At 71.8% G+C, this 18610-nt stretch carries 17 protein-coding genes; 9 read left to right on the top strand and 8 right to left on the bottom strand.

Annotated features, from left to right (window positions below; translation table 11 throughout):
- Nucleotides 1-7 precede the first annotated feature (7 nt).
- The 3 genes from ACWD01_RS02365 (at nucleotide 8) to ACWD01_RS02355 (ending at nucleotide 3858) form a co-directional block, all read left to right on the top strand.
- Nucleotides 8-1792, top strand: a complete 1785-nt coding sequence (locus ACWD01_RS02365) for a DEAD/DEAH box helicase (RefSeq protein ID WP_451157190.1) — start codon at nucleotides 8-10, stop codon at nucleotides 1790-1792.
- Between the two features lie 269 nt (nucleotides 1793-2061).
- Nucleotides 2062-2703, top strand: coding sequence for an IclR family transcriptional regulator (locus tag ACWD01_RS02360; protein ID WP_356889352.1), 642 nt, complete (start codon nucleotides 2062-2064; stop codon nucleotides 2701-2703).
- 366 nt (nucleotides 2704-3069) lie between these two features.
- A complete protein-coding gene (locus tag ACWD01_RS02355; RefSeq protein ID WP_451157187.1) occupies nucleotides 3070-3858 on the top strand; it encodes a S16 family serine protease in 789 nt (262 codons plus the stop codon).
- Here ACWD01_RS02355 and ACWD01_RS02350 read toward each other — a convergent pair.
- The 4 genes from ACWD01_RS02350 to ACWD01_RS02335 all read right to left on the bottom strand — a co-directional run bounded on the left by ACWD01_RS02350 (nucleotide 3797) and on the right by ACWD01_RS02335 (nucleotide 6540).
- Nucleotides 3797-5164 (bottom strand): MFS transporter, encoded by a 1368-nt coding sequence (locus ACWD01_RS02350; protein WP_451157185.1) that lies wholly within the window; start codon nucleotides 5162-5164, stop codon nucleotides 3797-3799. The genes ACWD01_RS02355 and ACWD01_RS02350 overlap by 62 nt on opposite strands.
- Nucleotides 5161-5343 carry a hypothetical protein gene (locus ACWD01_RS02345; protein ID WP_451157183.1) on the bottom strand — a complete coding sequence of 61 codons (183 nt, stop codon included), beginning with the start codon at nucleotides 5341-5343 and terminating at the stop codon, nucleotides 5161-5163. Before ACWD01_RS02345 ends, ACWD01_RS02350 begins: the two co-directional genes overlap by 4 nt.
- Before the next feature lie 14 nt (nucleotides 5344-5357).
- A complete protein-coding gene (locus ACWD01_RS02340) occupies nucleotides 5358-5972 on the bottom strand; it encodes an ArsR/SmtB family transcription factor (protein ID WP_451157181.1) in 615 nt (204 codons plus the stop codon).
- 88 nt (nucleotides 5973-6060) lie between these two features.
- Complete coding sequence (locus ACWD01_RS02335; protein WP_356889358.1) at nucleotides 6061-6540, bottom strand: Lrp/AsnC family transcriptional regulator; 480 nt, start codon at nucleotides 6538-6540, stop codon at nucleotides 6061-6063.
- Nucleotides 6541-6661: 121 nt separating this feature from the next.
- On the opposite strand from ACWD01_RS02335, the gene hppD reads away from it, so the two are divergent.
- The gene (gene hppD / locus ACWD01_RS02330; RefSeq protein ID WP_451157179.1) at nucleotides 6662-7807 is read left to right on the top strand and encodes a 4-hydroxyphenylpyruvate dioxygenase; all 1146 of its coding nucleotides are present in this window, start codon (nucleotides 6662-6664) and stop codon (nucleotides 7805-7807) included.
- 120 nt (nucleotides 7808-7927) lie between these two features.
- On the opposite strand, the gene ACWD01_RS02325 is transcribed toward hppD, so the two are convergent.
- Nucleotides 7928-9568, bottom strand: a complete 1641-nt coding sequence (locus ACWD01_RS02325; protein WP_451157177.1) for a tetratricopeptide repeat protein — start codon at nucleotides 9566-9568, stop codon at nucleotides 7928-7930.
- 109 nt (nucleotides 9569-9677) lie between these two features.
- On the opposite strand from ACWD01_RS02325, the gene ACWD01_RS02320 reads away from it, so the two are divergent.
- Entirely contained in the window at nucleotides 9678-11045 is a 1368-nt protein-coding gene (locus ACWD01_RS02320; protein WP_451157175.1) for an FAD-binding oxidoreductase, read from the top strand.
- 34 nt (nucleotides 11046-11079) lie between these two features.
- Here the strand turns inward: ACWD01_RS02320 and ACWD01_RS02315 are convergent, their stop codons facing one another.
- The gene (locus ACWD01_RS02315; protein ID WP_451157173.1) at nucleotides 11080-11550 is read right to left on the bottom strand and encodes an SsgA family sporulation/cell division regulator; all 471 of its coding nucleotides are present in this window, start codon (nucleotides 11548-11550) and stop codon (nucleotides 11080-11082) included.
- 225 nt (nucleotides 11551-11775) lie between these two features.
- On the opposite strand from ACWD01_RS02315, the gene ACWD01_RS02310 reads away from it, so the two are divergent.
- Both ACWD01_RS02310 and ACWD01_RS02305 read left to right on the top strand, forming a co-directional pair.
- Nucleotides 11776-13320, top strand: coding sequence for an RDD family protein (locus ACWD01_RS02310; protein WP_451157171.1), 1545 nt, complete (start codon nucleotides 11776-11778; stop codon nucleotides 13318-13320).
- An 86-nt stretch (nucleotides 13321-13406) separates the two neighbouring features.
- Nucleotides 13407-14099 carry an RDD family protein gene (locus ACWD01_RS02305; protein WP_451157169.1) on the top strand — a complete coding sequence of 231 codons (693 nt, stop codon included), beginning with the start codon at nucleotides 13407-13409 and terminating at the stop codon, nucleotides 14097-14099.
- Here ACWD01_RS02305 and ACWD01_RS02300 read toward each other — a convergent pair.
- Nucleotides 14085-14396, bottom strand: coding sequence for a hypothetical protein (locus ACWD01_RS02300; protein ID WP_451157167.1), 312 nt, complete (start codon nucleotides 14394-14396; stop codon nucleotides 14085-14087). The genes ACWD01_RS02305 and ACWD01_RS02300 overlap by 15 nt on opposite strands.
- A 376-nt stretch (nucleotides 14397-14772) precedes the next feature.
- Here ACWD01_RS02300 and ACWD01_RS02295 point away from each other — a divergent pair, with 376 nt between their 5' ends.
- Complete coding sequence (locus ACWD01_RS02295; protein WP_451157165.1) at nucleotides 14773-17190, top strand: immune inhibitor A domain-containing protein; 2418 nt, start codon at nucleotides 14773-14775, stop codon at nucleotides 17188-17190.
- Between the two features lie 122 nt (nucleotides 17191-17312).
- Nucleotides 17313-17618: a hypothetical protein gene (locus ACWD01_RS02290; protein WP_451157163.1), complete on the top strand. Its 306-nt coding sequence runs from the start codon at nucleotides 17313-17315 to the stop codon at nucleotides 17616-17618.
- Between the two features lie 317 nt (nucleotides 17619-17935).
- On the opposite strand, the gene ACWD01_RS02285 is transcribed toward ACWD01_RS02290, so the two are convergent.
- The gene (locus ACWD01_RS02285) at nucleotides 17936-18520 is read right to left on the bottom strand and encodes an isochorismatase family protein (RefSeq protein ID WP_451157161.1); all 585 of its coding nucleotides are present in this window, start codon (nucleotides 18518-18520) and stop codon (nucleotides 17936-17938) included.
- Nucleotides 18521-18610: the final 90 nt, after the last annotated feature.

Here is an 18610-nt window from a genome sequence, read left to right as displayed (position 1 = left end):
GGAGACCGTGACTACTACCGCCTCCCACCATCTCTCACCCGCCTTCCCCGGCCGCGCCCCCTGGGGCACCGCCAACAAGCTGCGCGCCTGGCAGCAGGGCGCGATGGAGAAGTACGTCCAGGAGCAGCCGCGTGACTTCCTCGCCGTCGCCACGCCCGGCGCCGGCAAGACGACGTTCGCGCTGACCCTCGCCTCCTGGCTGCTGCACCACCATGTCGTGCAGCAGGTGACCGTCGTCGCACCGACCGAGCACCTGAAGAAGCAGTGGGCGGCCGCGGCGGCGCGGATAGGGATCAAGCTGGACCCCGAGTACAGCGCGGGACCGCTGAGCAAGGAGTACCACGGGGTCGCGGTCACCTACGCCGGCGTCGGCGTACGCCCCATGCTCCACCGCAACCGCTGCGAGCAGCGCAAGACCCTCGTCATCCTCGACGAGATCCACCACGCCGGTGACTCCAAGTCGTGGGGCGAGGCGTGCCTCGAGGCGTTCGATCCGGCGGCCCGCCGGCTCGCCCTCACCGGCACCCCGTTCCGCTCGGACACCAACCCGATTCCGTTCGTCACGTACGAGGAGGGCAACGACGGCATCCGCCGCTCCGCCGCCGACTACACGTACGGCTACGGGAACGCCCTCGGCGACGGCGTCGTCCGGCCCGTGATCTTCCTGTCCTACAGCGGCAACATGCGCTGGCGCACCAAGGCCGGCGACGAGATCGCCGCACGGCTCGGCGAGCCGATGACCAAGGACGCGATCTCCCAGGCCTGGCGCACCGCGCTCGACCCCCGCGGCGACTGGATGCCGAACGTGCTGCGCGCCGCCGACCAGCGGCTCACCGAGGTACGCAAGGGCATCCCCGACGCGGGCGGCCTCGTCATCGCCTCCGACCAGGACTCCGCCCGCGCCTACGCCAAACTGATCCGCGAGATCACCGGCACGAAGGCGACCGTCGTCCTCTCCGACGAGACGGCATCGTCCAGGCGCATCGAGGAGTTCAGCGAGGACGGCTCCCGCTGGATGGTCGCGGTCCGCATGGTGTCCGAAGGCGTCGACGTGCCGCGCCTCGCGGTCGGCGTGTACGCGACGACGATCTCGACGCCGCTGTTCTTCGCGCAGGCCGTGGGCCGTTTCGTACGGTCCCGCCGGCGCGGCGAGACCGCGTCCGTCTTCCTCCCGACCATCCCGAACCTCCTGGGCTTCGCCTCCGAGATGGAGGTCGAGCGCGACCACGTCCTCGACAAGCCGAAGAAGGACGGCGAGGAGGACCCGTACGCCGAGTCCGAGAAGGAAATGGCGGAGGCCGAGAAGCAGCAGGACGAGGACACCGGCGAGCAGGACATGCTCCCCTTCGAGGCCCTCGAGTCCGACGCCGTCTTCGACCGGGTCCTCTACGACGGCGCCGAGTTCGGCATGCAGGCCCACCCCGGCAGCGACGAGGAGCAGGACTACCTCGGCATCCCCGGACTGCTCGAACCCGACCAGGTGCAACTGCTGCTCCAGAAGCGGCAGGCACGCCAGATCGCGCACAGCCGCAAGAAGCCCGACGAGGAGGCCGACCTCCTGGAACTGCCGGCCGAACGGCGGCCCGTCGTCTCCCACAAGGAGCTGCTCGGACTGCGCAAGCAGCTCAACACCATGGTCGGCGCCTACGTCCACCAGAGCGGCAAACCGCACGGCGTCGTCCACACCGAACTGCGCAGGGTCTGCGGCGGACCGCCGAGCGCCGAGGCGACGGCCGGTCAGATCCGCGAGCGGATCAAAAAGGTCCAGGAGTGGGCCACGCGCATGCGCTGACCGGCCGCCGCGCCGCGCCGGGACGTCACGAACAGGGATCAACAACCCATCGCCGACGGCCCGGCGCCCGGATTCTGGACGAGGGCTTCCGCTGAGCGGTGCCGGTCGCTACTGTCCCCGCAATACAAACGCCCCGTGGCAGCGTCGCCGCGGAGCGCAGTCGGTGTGCCATGGCCTGCCGGCGGCCTCTGGGTGCGTCGCCGATGGGACCGGTGCCGCGGCAACCCCTCGCGAGGACCGCCGTCACTCACTCCGAAGGAGAGGGCGTCGTGACCGCGGAAACCTCCCAGACGCTCGACAGGGGACTACGTGTCCTCAAGCTGCTCGCCGATACCGACCACGGGCTGACCGTCACCGAGTTGTCCAACAAACTCGGCGTCAACCGCACCGTCGTCTACCGTCTGCTCGCCACCCTCGAGCAGCACGCTCTCATCCGCCGCGACCTCGGCGGCCGCGCCAGGGTCGGCCTCGGCGTGCTGCGCCTCGGCCGCCAGGTCCACCCGCTGGTGCGGGAGGCGGCTATGCCGGCGCTGCGCTCCCTCGCCGAGGACATAGGGGCCACCGCGCATCTCACCCTCGTCGACGGGGCGGAGGCCCTCGCGGTCGCCGTCGTCGAACCGACCTGGACGGACTACCACGTCGCGTACCGGGCCGGATTCCGGCACCCGCTGGACCGGGGCGCGGCCGGCAAGGCGATACTCGCCGCCCGCCAGACCAAGTCCACGGAGCCCGGATACACCCTCACCCACGGCGAACTCGAAGCGGGCGCGAGCGGGGCGGCGGCGGCGCTCGTGGGGGTGACGGGTATAGAGGGCAGCGTCGGCGTCGTGATGCTCGCGGACTCCGTCCCAGAACGGGTCGGCCCGCGCGTGGTCGACGCGGCGCGCGAGGTGGCGGACGCCCTCCGCTGACGTCTCCGGGCGCGGCCCGATCACGGGTACGTGTCCGGGCGGGGCCCGGCCCGGCCCCGGCCCGGCGGGTCCCGAGTACGCGCCCGGCCCTGGCCCGGTCCGGGTGCTTGGGCGTCCGGGTGCCGCTCCGGTGGTCGTGTCCGGGACTGCTGTCCTCACCGCGCTTCGCGCGAGTTGCGACGCTTTACGTCCCGGCCACGACCCCCTGCGCGTCCCCCTGCCCCGGGGCCGACGGTCCCGCTGCCGCCGGTGGGCACGTGCGGGTGGGGAGTAGTCCTCCACCCCGCCCCTTCCCGAAACTGGGGCTCCGCCCTGCCCCCCGGGCCACGCCCCGACCGGCCCAGTCCGCCCGGATACATTGGCAGGGTGCTCTCCAGTCTCACGCGCCCCCGCGCCCTCGCCCTCTGTGCCCTGCCCGTCGTCGCGTTGTTCAGCGTCGCCGGGCTCGCGCCGTTGCCGTTCGTCGTCGCTCAGCCCGGGATGACCGCGGACGTGCTCGGCGAGCACCAGGGGACGCAGGTGATCACGATCCAGGGTGCGCCGACCCGGAAGACGGAGGGGGAGCTGCGGATGACGACGATCGTGGCGACCGGTCCGGGGGCCGACGTGGATATGGGGGACGTGGCCGACGGCTGGTTCCGTTCGGACCGGGCCGTGCTGCCGCGCGACGCCGTGTATCCGGCGGGCAAGTCGGAGAAGGAGGTCGAGCGGCACAACGCCGAGGACATGAGGGAGTCGCAGGACGTCGCGACCCGCGCCGCGCTGGCGTACCTCGGTGAGGACCCGGCCGAGGTGAAGGTCTCGCTGCGCCTCGCCGACGTGGGCGGACCCAGTGCCGGTCTGCTGTTCTCGCTGGGCATCATCGACAAGGTGGCGGGCGACGGCGCCGGCGGTGACCTCACCGGTGGCCGCAGCATCGCGGGTACGGGGACGATCACCGCCGACGGGAAGGTCGGCGCGGTCGGCGGGGTGTCGCTGAAGACGCAGGCGGCCGCTCGCGACGGGGCAACCGTGTTCCTGGTACCGGAGGCCGAATGCTCCGATGCCCAGGCGGAGTTGCCCGAGGGTCTGCGGCTGATCCCGGTGTCGACGCTCAAGGGCGCGGTGGAGTCGCTGCGCTCGCTGGAGCGGGGCGGGCAGGTTCCGGGCTGCTGACCGGGGGACCGGGACCGTCGTCAAGAGGCCCGCGAAGAGGCTCGCGCCCCGCGTCCATCTCGCGCCAGCGGGGGAACACGGCCGGGGCGAGCGTCGTCAGGAAGTACAGCCCGCCCAGCGTGAGCAGGGCCGTCGCCAGCCCGGTCTGTTCGACGAGGTAGCCGGCCGCCAGGCCGCCCAGCGGCATGGTCATCAGCACCCCGGCCGTGACGGCACTGGCGACGCGACTGCGCAGGTGGTCCGGTATCCGCTCGTACATGACCGTGGTCAGGATCGGGTTGAGCATCCCGGCGGCCAGTCCGCTCACCGCCATGGTGACGGCCAGCGGCAGCGTGCCGTCGACGAGTGCCGCCACGACGTACCGCGGCAGCCCGACGATCAGGAACGCGACGGTGAAGAGCACCCACCGCCGGAAGCGGTGCCCGACGGCCGCGTAGAGCAGCGCGCCGAGCAGTGCGCAGCCGCCGAAGACGGCGGCGAGCAGGCCCAGGTCCCGTGCGCCGCCCAGGTTCTCCCTGGCGTGTACGGGCATCAGGACCGAACTCCAGCTCTGGTCCAGGCCGTTGGTGACCATCACCATCAGGACGACGCCCAGGAGCAGCCGGGCGCGCAGCAGGAACACGTACCCCTCGCGCAGTTCGCCGCGGTAGGCGGCGAAGGACACCGGCGCCGCCTCCCGCCGCGGTTCGGCCGCCTTCACCCGCCGCAGGCCGAGGCGGATCAGCAGGGCGGAGCCGCAGAAGGTGGCCGCGTCGAGCAGCAGGACCGCCTCCGCGCCGATGAACGCGATGAGGATGCCGGCGAGGGCCGCGCCGGACATCCGCGCGCCGCGCGAGACGGCGTCGAAGAGGCTCGCGGCGCGTGACAGCCGGGTGCCCGCCAGTTCGGCGAGGTCGGGCACGAGTACGGAGCGGGCGGTCTCGCCCGGCGCGTGGAAGAGGCCGGTGACGGCCATCAGGGCGCACAGCATCCAGAAGCGCAGCGCTCCCGCGTAGTGGAGCAGCGGGATCGCGGCGAGGGCGACGGCGCAGATCAGGTCGGTGAGGATGCTGACCCGGCGCCGGCCGATCCGGTCGATGACGGGTCCGCCGACGACGGCGGAGACGACGACGGGCACGGTGGCGCAGAAGGCGACCAGGCCGGCCTTGGCGGGGCTGCCCGTGGTTTCGAGCGCGAACCACGGGACGCCGATCATGGTGAGCGAATTGCCGGTGATGGAGACGGCGTTGGCCGCCAGTACGGTGGCGAGCGGCCCCCGCCGCCCCCGCGCCGCCACGGAGGCGGCGGCTCCCCCCTGCCCGCTCATGCGAGGTGGGTCGTGCACCGGGCCTGCGCGGGAGGCTGCCGCAGCAGCCGCAGCCCGAACTCGACTAAGGCCCACCCCACTTGGTTGCGCAGCCGCTCTCGCGGCAGATGATCCGCGGCGGCCGTGCGCAGTTCCTCGGCGCGCAGCCGGTGCAGCATCAGATGGATGTCGCTGTGCATGGCCAGAGGTCTCCTCAGTCGGTGGAGCGTGGGAATGCGTGTGTGTGCAGCCGGAATTGGGCCGCGCCTTCGGTGCCGGGCGCCGGCTCGAGGTCGCGGTAGCTCTCGATGAGCTCGTGGATCTTCTCGTTGAGCTCGCGCGCCTGCGTTGCGGTCAGGCGCAGCGTGAAGTCGCTGAGGTCGGCGCTGCGCCGCCACTCCTCGGGCCAGTCCCGCTGGCTGCCGAGCCAGGTGGCGACCTCCTGGGTGTGCATGGTGGCGTGCTCGTGGAGGTACAGGTCGGCCGCGCCGCGCACCGTGGGGTCGGGGTCGCTGTAGAGGGATTCGTCGAAGAGCACGCCGTCCATGGACGCCTTCCACCACCGCTCCCGGCCCTTGCCCCGCTCCGGGTCGTCCTCGATGAAGCCGTGCGCCGCGAGCTGGCGCAGGTGGTAGCTGGTGGCGCCGCTGGATTCGCCGAGTTTCTCCGCGAGCCGGGAGGCGGTCGCCGGGCCGTCCTGTCGCAGCACGGTGAACAGGCGCATCCGCAGCGGGTGGGCGATGCCGCGCAGTGATCGCGGGTCGAGCCGGCGGACCTTGCGCGCGGCGGGTCCCGCCTCGGCCGCGCCTTCTTCCTCGTTCTCGCTCATGCGTGCAAAGGTAGCGTTGCAAAGAAACCCTTGCAACGGTTTTTATGCAACCACTCCTTTGCAACTTCTCTCAGGATCCCCGCGAGCCTCAGGAGCCCCGGGAGTCCTCCGCCGCCTGCTCCACCAGCGGGATGATCCGCAGCGGCACCGGGTTCTCCATCACGATCGCCGTGGACGCCCGCATGATCCCCTCGAAGCCGACGACCCGGTCGATCACCCGCTGGAGGTCGGCGTTGGAGCGGGCGACCAGCCGGCAGAGCATGTCCCCGTGGCCGGTGGTGGTGTGCAGTTCGAGCACCTCGGGGACGGTCGCCAGATGCGCGCGCACATCGGCGCCCTGCCCCTGCTTGATCTCCAGCGTCGCGAACGCCGTCACCGGATACCCGAGCGCCGCCGGGTCGACGTCCGGCCCGAAGCCCCGGATCACGCCCTGCGACTGCAGCCGGTCCATCCGCGCCTGCACCGTCCCGCGCGCCACGCCGAGCCGCCGCGACGCCTCGAGTACGCCGATCCTCGGCTCGCGCGCCAGCAGCACGATGAGCCGCCCGTCCAGATGATCGATCGCCATGGAAGCCTCCCGATGGTCATCCTGTACACAACGTCCGGCGAATGCGGACTCCGGCTGGGCAGATTGTGCAGCCGGAAGACGAACTATTGCGCACCTTGTGGATCGGCGGGAGCCTTCCCCTATGACTGAGACCATGGATCACACCCCGGACACCGCGCGGCAGGCCGACCCCTTCCCGGTGAAGGGAATGGACGCGGTCGTCTTCGCCGTCGGCAACGCCAAGCAGGCCGCGCACTACTACTCCACGGCCTTCGGCATGAAGCTCGTCGCCTACTCCGGACCGGAGAACGGCAGCCGTGAGACCGCGAGTTACGTCCTGGCCAATGGCGCCGCCCGCTTCGTTCTCACCTCCGTGATCAAGCCGTCCACCGACTGGGGCCACTTCCTCGCCGACCACGTCGCCGCCCACGGCGACGGCGTCGTCGACCTGGCCATCGAGGTGCCCGACGCCCGCAAGGCGTACGCGTACGCGGTCGAGCACGGCGCCACCGGCATCACCGAGCCGTACGAGGTCAAGGACGAGCACGGCACCGTCGTCATGGCCGCCATCGCGACCTACGGCAAGACCCGCCACACCCTCGTCGAGCGCGGCGGCTACGACGGCCCGTACCTGCCCGGCTTCGCCGCCGCCGACCCGATCGTCGAGCCGCCGGCCAAGCGCACCTTCCAGGCCATCGACCACTGCGTGGGCAACGTCGAGCTCGGCCGGATGAACGAGTGGGTCGCGTTCTACAACAAGGTCATGGGCTTCACCAACATGAAGGAGTTCGTGGGCGACGACATCGCCACCGAGTACTCCGCGCTCATGTCGAAGGTCGTCGCCGACGGCACCCTCAAGGTGAAGTTCCCGATCAACGAGCCGGCGATCGCGAAGAAGAAGTCGCAGATCGACGAGTACCTCGAGTTCTACGGCGGCGCCGGCGTCCAGCACATCGCGCTCGCCACGAACGACATCGTCGCCACCGTCCGCTCCATGCGCGCCGCGGGCGTCCAGTTCCTCGACACCCCGGACTCGTACTACGACACCCTCGGCGAGTGGGCCGGCGAGACCCGGGTGCCGGTCGAGACGCTGCGCGAGCTGAAGATCCTCGTCGACCGCGACGAGGACGGCTATCTGCTGCAGATCTTCACCAAGCCGGTCCAGGACCGCCCCACGGTCTTCTTCGAGATGATCGAGCGACACGGTTCGATGGGCTTCGGCAAGGGCAACTTCAAGGCGCTCTTCGAGGCGATCGAGCGCGAGCAGGAGAAGCGCGGCAACCTCTGAGACGCCGCCCCGCCCCGCTGACACCGCGGCCCCACGGACCTGACCCGTGGGGCCGCGGCGCTGCGTACCGCCTGCCGCGGGCAGCCGGGCGGTCCTGGCACGCTCGTCCCGCCAGGCCGATCAGCCCGTCGTGGCCGCCGGCGAAGCCACGGTCGCCGAGCGCTGCACCGGCCGCAGCGCCGGCGCGGGCGGCGCGGCGGCTGGCGACGCCGCCGCACCGCCGGAACCCGAAGGGACCGAGGGTGAAGGAGCCGCCGAGGCGGCGGCCGACGGCGACGCGGACACCGAAGCCGGCGCGGACACCGAAGCCGGCGCGGACGGCGACGACGACGGGGACGGGGACGGCGACGCCGACGGCGGGTCGATGGGCGACGGCCCGTCACCCACCACGTCCGACGGCCCGCCCGCCGCGGGCTCGCCGAGCGCGTCCCGCGCCTCCCGCGCCGACGGCGCCAGCAGCGGCGAGAAGTTCGGATTCGTCCGCAGCGCCTCGTCGAGGTGCCGCCGCGCCGGCCCGTGGTCGCCGAGCGCACGCTCGATCTCGCCGAGGTGGTACGAGAACAGCGCGCTGCGCAGCCCCTGGTCGGTCGCCAGCCTCGCGAACGGCAGCGCGTCCTTCGCCCGGCCCGCCTTGTACAGCGCCCATCCCATGGTGTCGGCGACCTGCACGCTGCGGTGGCCGCGCCGCCATTCGCCCTGCAGCCGGCGCACCGCGGCGGCCGGGTCCCCGTGGTCCGCCTCGTAGCGGGCCAGCACCAGATTCCCGTTGACGCCGTGCTCACCGGCGCGGGTGACCTGCTCCCGCATCAGCTCGTACCGGGTGGCGGCGTCCCCGGTCAGCCCCAGCGACTCGTACAGCTCGCCCGACTCCAGCGCGTACTCGGGCAGCGGCACCTTCGCCAGCGCCGCCCGGTAGTCGTCCAGCGCCTCGTCGGGGCGGCCCAGCGCCGCCAGCGCGCGGGCCCGGCCGGCCAGCGACCGGTGGCTGTCCGGCACGGCCTTGAGCGCCTTCGTGTAGTGCTCCACCGCGTCCGCGGCCTCGCCGCGCTCCCACGCCAGCTCACCCTCGCGGTGCAGGGCGACGGCCTTTTCCGCGGGGGTGCGCGAGTTCGCCGTCGCGCCGTACGCCAGGGCCGCCGCGTCCTCGCGCCAGCCCTTGTTCCAGTAGACCCGCGCCTCCATGCCCTGCACCCGCGGCCCGCTCTGCAGTTCCACCAGCCGGTCCATGGCCTTGCCGACGGCCGCGTACCTGCCGAGCCCGTGGTACGCGTCGATCAGCGCCGGATACACCGTCCAGCGCTCCGGCTGCCGCTTCCTGGCCTGCTCGGCGTAGCCGCGCGCCGCCGCGAAGTCGTGCCGGGCGTTGGCCAGCTCCGCCATCCCCACGAGCGCGTCGACGTCTGCCTTGTCGGCGGGCACGCCGCCCAGCGACCGCTTCAGCGCGCGCTCCGCCTTCGGGTAGTACGCCGTGTCCCCGAGCCGGTTGCCGCGCTCCACGTACGTGGAGCCCAGCGCCGCCCACGCCCGCCGGTCACCCGGATGGTCGCGTACGGCGCGCTCCCGGTCGCGGATCAGCGCGTCCAGGTCGGCGAGCGAGGCCGGCGCGCCGGTGTCGGCCGCGGCCATCGCCCGGGCCACGGGGCCGGGGGCCGGCGGTGGCGCGTTCTTCCCCCAACCGGGCGCGAGCATGATCACCCCGGTGACCAGTGTCGCGCCGACCAGCGTGCTGACAGCGGCGTTCTTCAGGGTTTCGCTCTTCATGGCGCTCACTGTGCGGCAGCGGGCAGCCGATACGAAGAACACACTCTGACCCGCGGAGCGGAACGCAGACGGGTTCACACCGATGGCCCCCGGTGCGAGGCTTGGGATCATGGACGATCTCCTCGAGCGGCTGCGCGCCGGTCTGCCCGCCGAAGCCCTCATCACCGATCCGGACGTCACCGCGTCGTACGGCAACGACATGGCGAGCTTCTGCGCGGCGGGCACCCCCGCCGTCGTGGTCCTGCCGCGCACCGTCGAGCAGGTGCAGCACGTGATGCGCACCGCCACGGACCTGCGCGTGCCGGTCGTGCCCCAGGGCGCCCGCACGGGCCTGTCGGGCGCGGCCAACGCGTCCGACGGCTGCATCGTGCTGTCCCTGACGAAGATGGACCGGATCCTGGAGATCAGCCCGGTCGACCGGATCGCCGTCGTCGAACCGGGCGTCGTCAACGCCGTGCTGTCCCGGGCCGTGGGCGAGCACGGCCTGTACTACCCGCCGGACCCCTCCAGCTGGGAGACGTGCACGATCGGCGGCAACATCGGCACCGCGTCCGGCGGCCTGTGCTGCGTCAAGTACGGGGTGACGGCCGAGTACGTCCTCGGCCTGAAGGTCGTCCTGGCCGACGGACGGCTGCTGAACACCGGCCGGCGCACCGCGAAGGGCGTCGCCGGATACGACCTGACCCGGCTCTTCGTCGGCTCGGAGGGCAGCCTCGGCATCGTCGTGGAAGCGGTCCTGGCGCTACGGCCGCAGCCGCCGGCCCAGCTGGTGCTCGCCGCCGAGTTCCCGTCGGCGGCCACCGCCTGCGACGCCGTCTGCGCGATCATGGAACGCGGGCACACCCCGTCCCTCCTCGAGATCATGGACCGCACCACGGTCCGCGCGGTCAACAAGCTGGCCAACATGGGCCTCCCGGAGACGACGGAGGCCCTGCTCCTCGCCGCCTTCGACACCCCCGACCCGACGGCCGACCTGGCCGCCGTCGGCGCGCTGTGCGAGGCCGCGGGCGCGAGCGGGGTGGTGCCCGCGGACACCGCCGCCGAGTCCGAACTGCTCCTCCAGGCACGTCGGATGTCGCTCACCGCCCTGGAGACCGTCAAATCGGCGACGATGATCGACGACGTCTGCGTACCGCGCTCGAAGCTCGGCGCGATGATCGAGGGCACGTCCGCGATCGCGGAGAAGTACGGCCTGACCATCGGCGTCTGCGCCCATGCCGGTGACGGCAACACCCATCCCGTCGTCTGCTTCGACCACCTCGACCCCGACGAGTCGCGGCGCGCCCGCGAGTCGTTCGACGAGATCATGGCGCTCGGTCTGGAACTGGGTGGCACCATCACCGGCGAACACGGCGTAGGGGTCCTCAAGAAGGACTGGCTGGCCCGCGAACTCGGGCCCGTCAGCCTCGAGTTGCAGCGCGGCATCAAGCAGACCTTCGACCCGCTGGGCATCCTCAACCCGGGCAAGCTCTTCTGACGCCGCCCGGGCGGACCGCGCTGCTCCGTACCCCTCAGGCATCGCCGTCCTGCGGGTCACCGGAGGAGCCGTGCGCCCGCAGCTCGTCCGCCCTGGCCGGGGCGAGCAGTTCGGCCAGGGCCTCGTCGATCCCGAGCGCCGCCGACTCCGACCCCGGCGGGACGATGCGCAGCGTCCGCTCCAGCCAGGCCGACACCGCCCCGGACGGCGCCTCCAGCAGCGCGTCACCATCGGGTGAACTCAACGCCACCAGGATGACGCCGCCCCCCTCGCTCTTCGACGGCCGGACCCGTACGTCCCCGGCGCCGCACGGCCGGAACACCCCTTCGATCAGCAGCTCGCGGGCGAACGTCCAGTTGACGGGATGCTCGGAGCCGACGTGGAAGACGATGTGCACGGCATAGGGGTCCTCCGGCCGGTAGATCAGCCGGACCGGTACGGGGACGCTGCGCTCCGGCGACAGCACCAGCTTCAGTTCGAGTTCGCGTTGCACCACGGTGTGCATAGGTCTCTTCCTTCCTTCTGCGCCTGCTGCGGCGGCCCGGTGAGCGGGCCTCACAGGAAGAGAGCGCGCTGCCCCGCGGTCATGACGCGACTTTCCGCAACAACTTTCCGTGACCGCCATGTGACCGGAAAGGGGTCGTTACGGCGGGACCGGCCCAGGGGCGCTCGCGGGTCTGATAGATGTGGTGCCTTGTATTGAGGCCTCAAGAGATACGGGACCACGGTGATGAGCGCCCCAACCCCGGCCACCGGCGACGGCAGCCCCACGCCCGGCTACTACCCGGACCCGTCCATTCCCGGATATGTCCGGTACTGGAACGGCTCGGCATGGGTGCCGGGCACCAGCAGGCCCGCCCCCGAGTCGGGCGAGGCGATGCCCGCGCCGCCCCGGTCGGCGGCGTCCCCCGCACCCGCGGCGGCGGCCCCCGCCCCGCCCGCGCCCGCCGTCGAGGAGACGGGCCCGGTCTTCCTGGACGAGGATCCGTCGGACGAGCCGTCCCGCCCCGAGCCCGCCACCGCGTGGCAGGCCGACACCTCACGTCAGGCCGGTTTCGGCGGCGACCTCGACAACCGGGTCTCGTGGGGCGGTGATCCCCGCACCGCCGACCTCCCGGCGTCCTCCGAAGCGCCGGCCGATCCGCGCCGCCCGGCCGAGCCCGTCCAGCCGGCGGACCCGACCGGCGGACGGCTGCCCGGCGTCCGTTCCGTGGGCCGCCAGGCCGGACCCGCCGACGAGGTCCCCGGCGGCGTCCGTCCGGTGAGCGCGTCCTCCGGGGCCGAGCCGCCGGCGGACGGCACCGTCACCATCCGCGCAATCCGACCCGGCGGCCAGGGGCGGCAGGCGGCGCAGGAGCCGTCCACCCCCCGCACGCCCGGGCAGCCGCACCAGCCGGCCGAGAACACGGTCACCATCCGGGCCCAGCGCCCGGGACAGGCCGACGGCGCGACGACGGTCCGCCCGGCCGGCGGCGACGCCGAGGCACAGCCCGGCCCGCAGTCCGCCGCGGGCCGGGCCCCGGCGCCCACGCCCCAGGCGCAGCCCGCCCCGGCCGCGTACCGGGCCCAGCCGGCCGCACCGGCCCCCGCCGCCCAACAGGCCCCCGTACAGCCCCAGGTGCCCGCACAGGCCCAGCCGCCGGTGACCAGCAGCGCCGGCGGCGGCGCCGCCTCCTGGGCGCAGCAGGCGCACCAGCTCGCCGGGTCCCCGGGGGCCGGCGACGGTGAACCGGTCCTTCCGTGGAGGCCGCCGGTCAACGACCCGTTCCTGGCCGCCGCGCAGGCCCAGGCGGCCGCCCGCCCCGCCGGCCTCGGCAAGCGGCTGGCCGCCCGGCTGATCGACACGGTGCTGCTCGGCGCGCTCGTCGGCGGCGTGGCCGTCCCGGTCCTCGCCCGGACGCGCGCCCACATCGACGACAAGATCGAGGCGGCGAAGCTGTCCGGCGAGACGGTGACCGTCTGGCTGCTCGACGGCACCACCGCCGTCCACCTCGGCATCGTCCTCGGCGCCCTGCTCGTCCTCGGTGTGCTGTACGAGTCGCTGCCGACGGCCAAGTGGGGCCGGACGCTCGGCAAGAAGATCTGCGGTCTGACGGTGGTGGACATCGAGAGCCACGAGCCGCCCGCGTTCGGCGCCGCGCTGCGCCGCTGGCTGCTCTACGGCGTGCTCGGCATTCTCGTCGTCGGTCTGCTCAATGTGCTCTGGTGCCTCTTCGACCGGCCGTGGCGGCAGTGCTGGCACGACAAGGCGGCGCACACGTTCGTGACCGGCTGACCCCGTTGCCGCAGGGGCCCCGGGGCGGTTCCCCCGAACGCACGTGAGCCGTTGCGGGGCCCCGGGGGCCGGGATGCACTGCCCCCATGAGCAACGATCAGCCGCCGACCGGACCGCAGCCCGACGACGACCCGCTGCGCAAGAGGCCTCAGGAGCCGGAGGGGCCCGGCGAGCCGACACCGCCTCCCGCGGGCGGCGGTTCGCCGTACGACACACCCGCCGGCGGCCCGTACGGAGGCGCCGGCGGCACTCCGTACGGCGCGGGCGCCCCCGGCGGCCCGTACGGCGCCGATCCGCTCGCGGGGATGCCGCCGCTCGCCCCGTTCGGCAAGCGGGTGCTGGCCAGGCTGATCGACATGATCATCGTCTTTGTGCCGCTCATCCTCATCTCGCTGATCTTCGGCGGCATCGAGGGGAGCTACGGCGGCGACGACTGGGACGACGTCACGGACCGGGTGAACTCCGGTGAGCAGTGGCTGTGGTCGCTGATCAGCCTGGTGGCCTACGTCGGCTATGACACGCTCATGACGGCGAAGAACAACGGGCAGACCGTCGGCAAGAAGATCATGAAGCTGCGGACCGCGATGCTCAACGACGGACGCGTGCCGGACGTCGGCTCCTCGCTCCTGCGCGCGGCCGTGCTGTGGGTGCCCGCGCTGGTGTGCTGCTACTGCGTCTGGTGGTTCGTCATCGTCATCACGGTGTACGCCGACAAGCCGTACCGGCAGGGCCTGCACGACAAGGCGGGCAAGACCGTCGTGGTGTCAGCGGCGCAGTGAGTGCTCGCCGACCCTGGCCTCGGCCCCGGTGTGCGTACGCGCCGCGGGGACCCGGTCGCTGAGCGGGTCGGGGGCGGCGTTCGACACGGCCGGGTCCGCCGCGGCGGACCCGGCCGGCCCGGTCCTGCGGCGCTGGGGGAACGACACCGCGACCAGAAGTCCCAGTGCCAGTGAGGCGATGCCGATCGCAGCGACCGCGACGCCGTTGGTGGTGCGGGTCAGCAGCAGGAGGGCGACGGTCGAGAAGACGACGGTGGCCGAACCGTAGGCGAGCTGTGCGGCAGTCGGACGCGGCATGACGGTATCCGTCCTCGGGACAGGGGCAGGGCGGAGTCTCGGCGAAGTTCGCACTGACGCGAGACTCTACGACGGTGGATGCCCGTGCGGAACCGGCAGTAAGCGTGACCTAACCCACGGTGCCGGAGCATGGGGGGCGCACTGGTTCATCCGTCCACCCAAGTGGCTTAAATCGTGCGCCTCTTGTCCTGATTCGCCATCGTCCGGATAGCGGATCTGGGCTCCGCATAGTGCAGTTGGCCTGTCCAAGTCAAGGGCTGTCTTTTCTTCGTCAACTCCGGTCGAATGTCGTCACTTGAGACGCGATACCGTGCGCGCGGACGACCCCACAAACCGGTCCGCAGCAGCAACGGGACGCGGGGGAGGACACCATCAAGTGACCAGCAAGCGACGGACGTTCAGAGCGTCCGCGGTGCTCGTGGCCCTTGCCGCGACCACTGCGACCGCCTCGGCGTTCACCAGTGCGCAGGCCGACGGCCAGAAGCCGTCGGACCCTGCGGGCATCGAGCGGCACGACCCGGCACCGCACAAGGGCCATGTCGAGCACGACCTCGAAGGACCCTTCAGCAAGGAGCAGGAAAGTCAGCGTCAGGCCGCTCTCGAGCAGGTCATAGCGGGCGACGCCGATGTGCAGACGCGTGGCGGCTCCAAGGTCGTCAAGCTCGACGACAAGAAGTACGTCGAGCTCGAGCGCGAGAAGTCCGACAAGATCTTCACCATCCTCGTGGAGTTCGGCGACAAGGTCGACGACACGACGATGTACGACCCGGACGGGCCCGACGGCCCCAAGCCGCCCGTCAAGAAGTACGGCGGCGAGCCGGGTCCGCTGCACAACGAGATCGCCGAGCCCGACCGGTCGAAGGACAACACGACCGCCTGGCAGGCGGACTACGACCAGCAGCACTTCCAGGACCTGTACTTCGGCACCGGAAAGGATGAGAACGGACAGCCGAAGCACTCCCTGAAGACCTACTACGAGAAGACCTCCTCCGGCCGTTACACGGTCGACGGCACGGTCTCCGACTGGGTCAAGGTCGACTACAACGAGGCCCGTTACGGCTCGAACTACTGCGGCCAGTCCAACTGCGCCAACGCCTGGGACGCCGTCCGTGACGGTGTGAACGCCTGGGTCGAGGACCAGAAGGCCAAGGGCCGGAGCGACGCCGAGATCAAGGCGACACTTGCCGAGTACGACAAGTGGGACCGCTACGACTTCGACGCCGACGGCAACTTCAACGAGTCCGACGGCTACATCGACCACTTCCAGTTCGTTCACGCGGGCGAGGACGAGTCGGCCGGCGGCGGCGCCCAGGGCCCCAACGCCCTGTGGGCCCACCGCTGGTACGCCTACGGCACCGACGTGGGCCGCTCCGGCCCGGCGGAGAACAAGGCCGGCGGCGCCCAGATCGGCGACACCGGCATCTGGGTCGGCGACTACACCGTGCAGCCCGAGAACGGCGGCCTCGGCGTCTTCGCCCACGAGTACGGCCACGACCTCGGTCTGCCGGACCACTACGACACCTCCGGCGGCGGCGAGAACTCGACCGGCTTCTGGACCCTGATGTCGTCCGGCTCCTGGCTCGGCGCCGGCAAGGACACCATCGGTGACATGCCCGGCGACATGACCGCCTGGGACAAGCTGCAGCTCGGCTGGCTCAACTACGAGACGGCCAAGGCGGCGACGAAGTCCACCCACACCCTGGGTGTGTCGGCGTACAACACCAAGAAGCCGCAGGCGCTCGTCGTCGAGCTGCCGAAGAAGGCCGTCACCACGACTGTCGTGAAGCCCGCCGAGGGATCCATGCAGTGGTGGAGCGACATGGGCGACGACCTCAAGAACACCCTGTCCCGCTCGGTCGACCTCACCGGCAAGTCCACGGCTTCGCTGGAGCTCGACGGCTGGTGGGACATCGAGGCCGACTACGACTACCTCTACACCGAGGTGTCGACGGACGGCGGCGCCAACTGGACCACGGTGGACGGCACGGCCGACGGCCAGGCCATCCCCCGTGACGCCAGCGACAAGCCGGCCCTGACCGGCCCCTCCACGGGCCACCAGAAGCTCGTCTACTCGCTGGACGCCTACGCGGGCCAGAAGGTCGACGTCCGCTTCCGCTACCAGACGGACGGCGGCGTGGCCGGCAAGGGCTTCGCGGCCGACGCCATCACCGTCACGGCCGACGGTGCGCCGGTCTTCACCGACAACGCCGAGGGCGAGGTCGAGGGCTGGACCGCGAGCGGCTTCAACCGCATCGGTGAGTCGTTCACGCTCGAGTACGAGCAGTACTACATCGCCGAGAACCGCCAGTACGTGTCGTACGACAAGACCCTCGCGGTCGGCCCGTACAACTTCGGGTTCAAGGCGCCCCGGGACAGCTGGGTCGAGCACTACCCGTACCAGAACGGTCTGCTCATCTGGCAGTGGGACACCTCCCAGAAGGACAACAACACCAGCGCCCACCACGGGCAGGGTCTGGTCCTTCCGATCGACGCCCACGCCAAGCCGATGAAGTGGTCGGACGGCAAGCTGCTCCGCAACAGGATGCAGTCGTTCGACTCGACGTTCAGCCGGTACCGCACGGACAGCTTCTGGCTGCACAACGCGGACCAGCCGCACTGGATCTCCTCGCAGCGCGGCAACCCGGTCTTCGACGACCGGAAGGGGACCTACTGGTACCCCGAGAACCCGACGGGCAGCGTCAAGGTAACTGACACCAACACCAAGATCTCGATCGTCGACGAGCCGCGCCACGGCCGGACGATCACGGTCAAGGTCGGTCCGTCGACCAAGTAATTCGTAACACTGCAGGTCACAGCATGATCGGCCGTCGCCCTCTAGCGGGCGGCGGCCGATCGTGTTTAGGTGCGTCTGACCGAGGTTCTTATTGACAGTGACTGACGGGGGAGTGGTTCCGCATGCCCGGCGGAGGTTTCTGCAAGCTGCCGAACGGCAGCGTGGTGGTCGCGCTCAGCCTGCCGAGCCCGGCCGGCGGGGGCGGCACGGTCCGCTTCCTGGTCCACGCGGCGAACCGGGCGCGGGCGCTGACGCGGCTGCGGAATCTGGGGTTCCGGGCGGTGTATCTGCGGGGGAACGCGGAGCCGCCGACGCCGGACGAGATCACGGCGGTGCTCCACCACCCCGAGGGCCTGCTGTGGCGCCCCACCCAGGCCGTCTCCCCCTTCTGGCACCCGGCCCGCGCCCTCCTCCGCGACCCGGCCTGACGACGGGTTTCCGCGGGGCCGCCTGCGGCGGGCTGTTCCCCTACCCGCCCCTTCCCGAACCGGGGGCTCCGCCCCCGGACCCCCGCGCCTCAAACGCCGGCGGGGCTGAGTTGCCGGGCAACTCAAGCCCGGCCTGGGGGCACCTCCCACGGCCGCCAGGCCGTAGGGGGAGATTGAGGCCACCGCGCGAAGCGCGGTACCGGGCCCGGGCGAAGCCCGGCCCGCCCGCCCGCAGGGCGGTACGGGGTCCGGGGCTTGCCCCGGTTGTGGGAAGGGGCGGGGAGGGGAACAGGCCCCGCGCAGCGGAGCGGCAGGGGTCAGACGACCGGCTTGCCGGTCAGTTCCACGTCCGCGCCCCGCAGTTCCTCCAGCGCCCGCGCCGTCGTCTCCGGCGACACCCCCGCCGTCAGGTCCAGCAGCACCTGCGTGCGGAAGCCCTCCCGCGCCGCGTCCAGCGCCGTCGCACGGACGCAGTGGTCGGTCGCGATGCCGACCACGTCGACCTCGGCGACCTGGTGCGTCCGCAGCCACTGCGCGAGCGTCGTGCCGTTCTCGTCCTTGCCTTCGAAGCCGCTGTACGCCGCCGCGTACGCCCCCTTGTCGAAGACCGCGGCGATCGCGCCGGAGGCGACGGCCGGCGCGAAGTTCGGGTGGAAGCCGACGCCCTCCGTGCCGGCCACGCAGTGCGGCGGCCACGACTCGGCGAAGTCCGGGTTCTCGGAGAAGTGGGCGCCCGGCTCGATGTGGTGGTCGCGGGTGGCGACCACATAGCGGTAGCCCGGCTGGGCCTGGCCGATCAGCTCGGTGATGGCGGCCGCGACATCGGCGCCTCCCGCCACCGCGAGGCTGCCGCCCTCGCAGAAGTCGTTCTGAACGTCCACGACGATCAAGGCGCGGTGCATGGCGGGCTTCCTTCGGTGGCGTAGGGGAGCGGGGAGAGGAGGTAGGGCAGGCGAGAGAACGGTCAGGACGCGAGCGGAACGCACGGAACC

It is taken from the genome of Streptomyces sp. NPDC002835, from assembly GCF_053591995.1.
The sequence above is the reverse complement of the archived record's forward strand: the minus strand, read 5'-3'. Positions and strand labels throughout refer to the sequence as shown.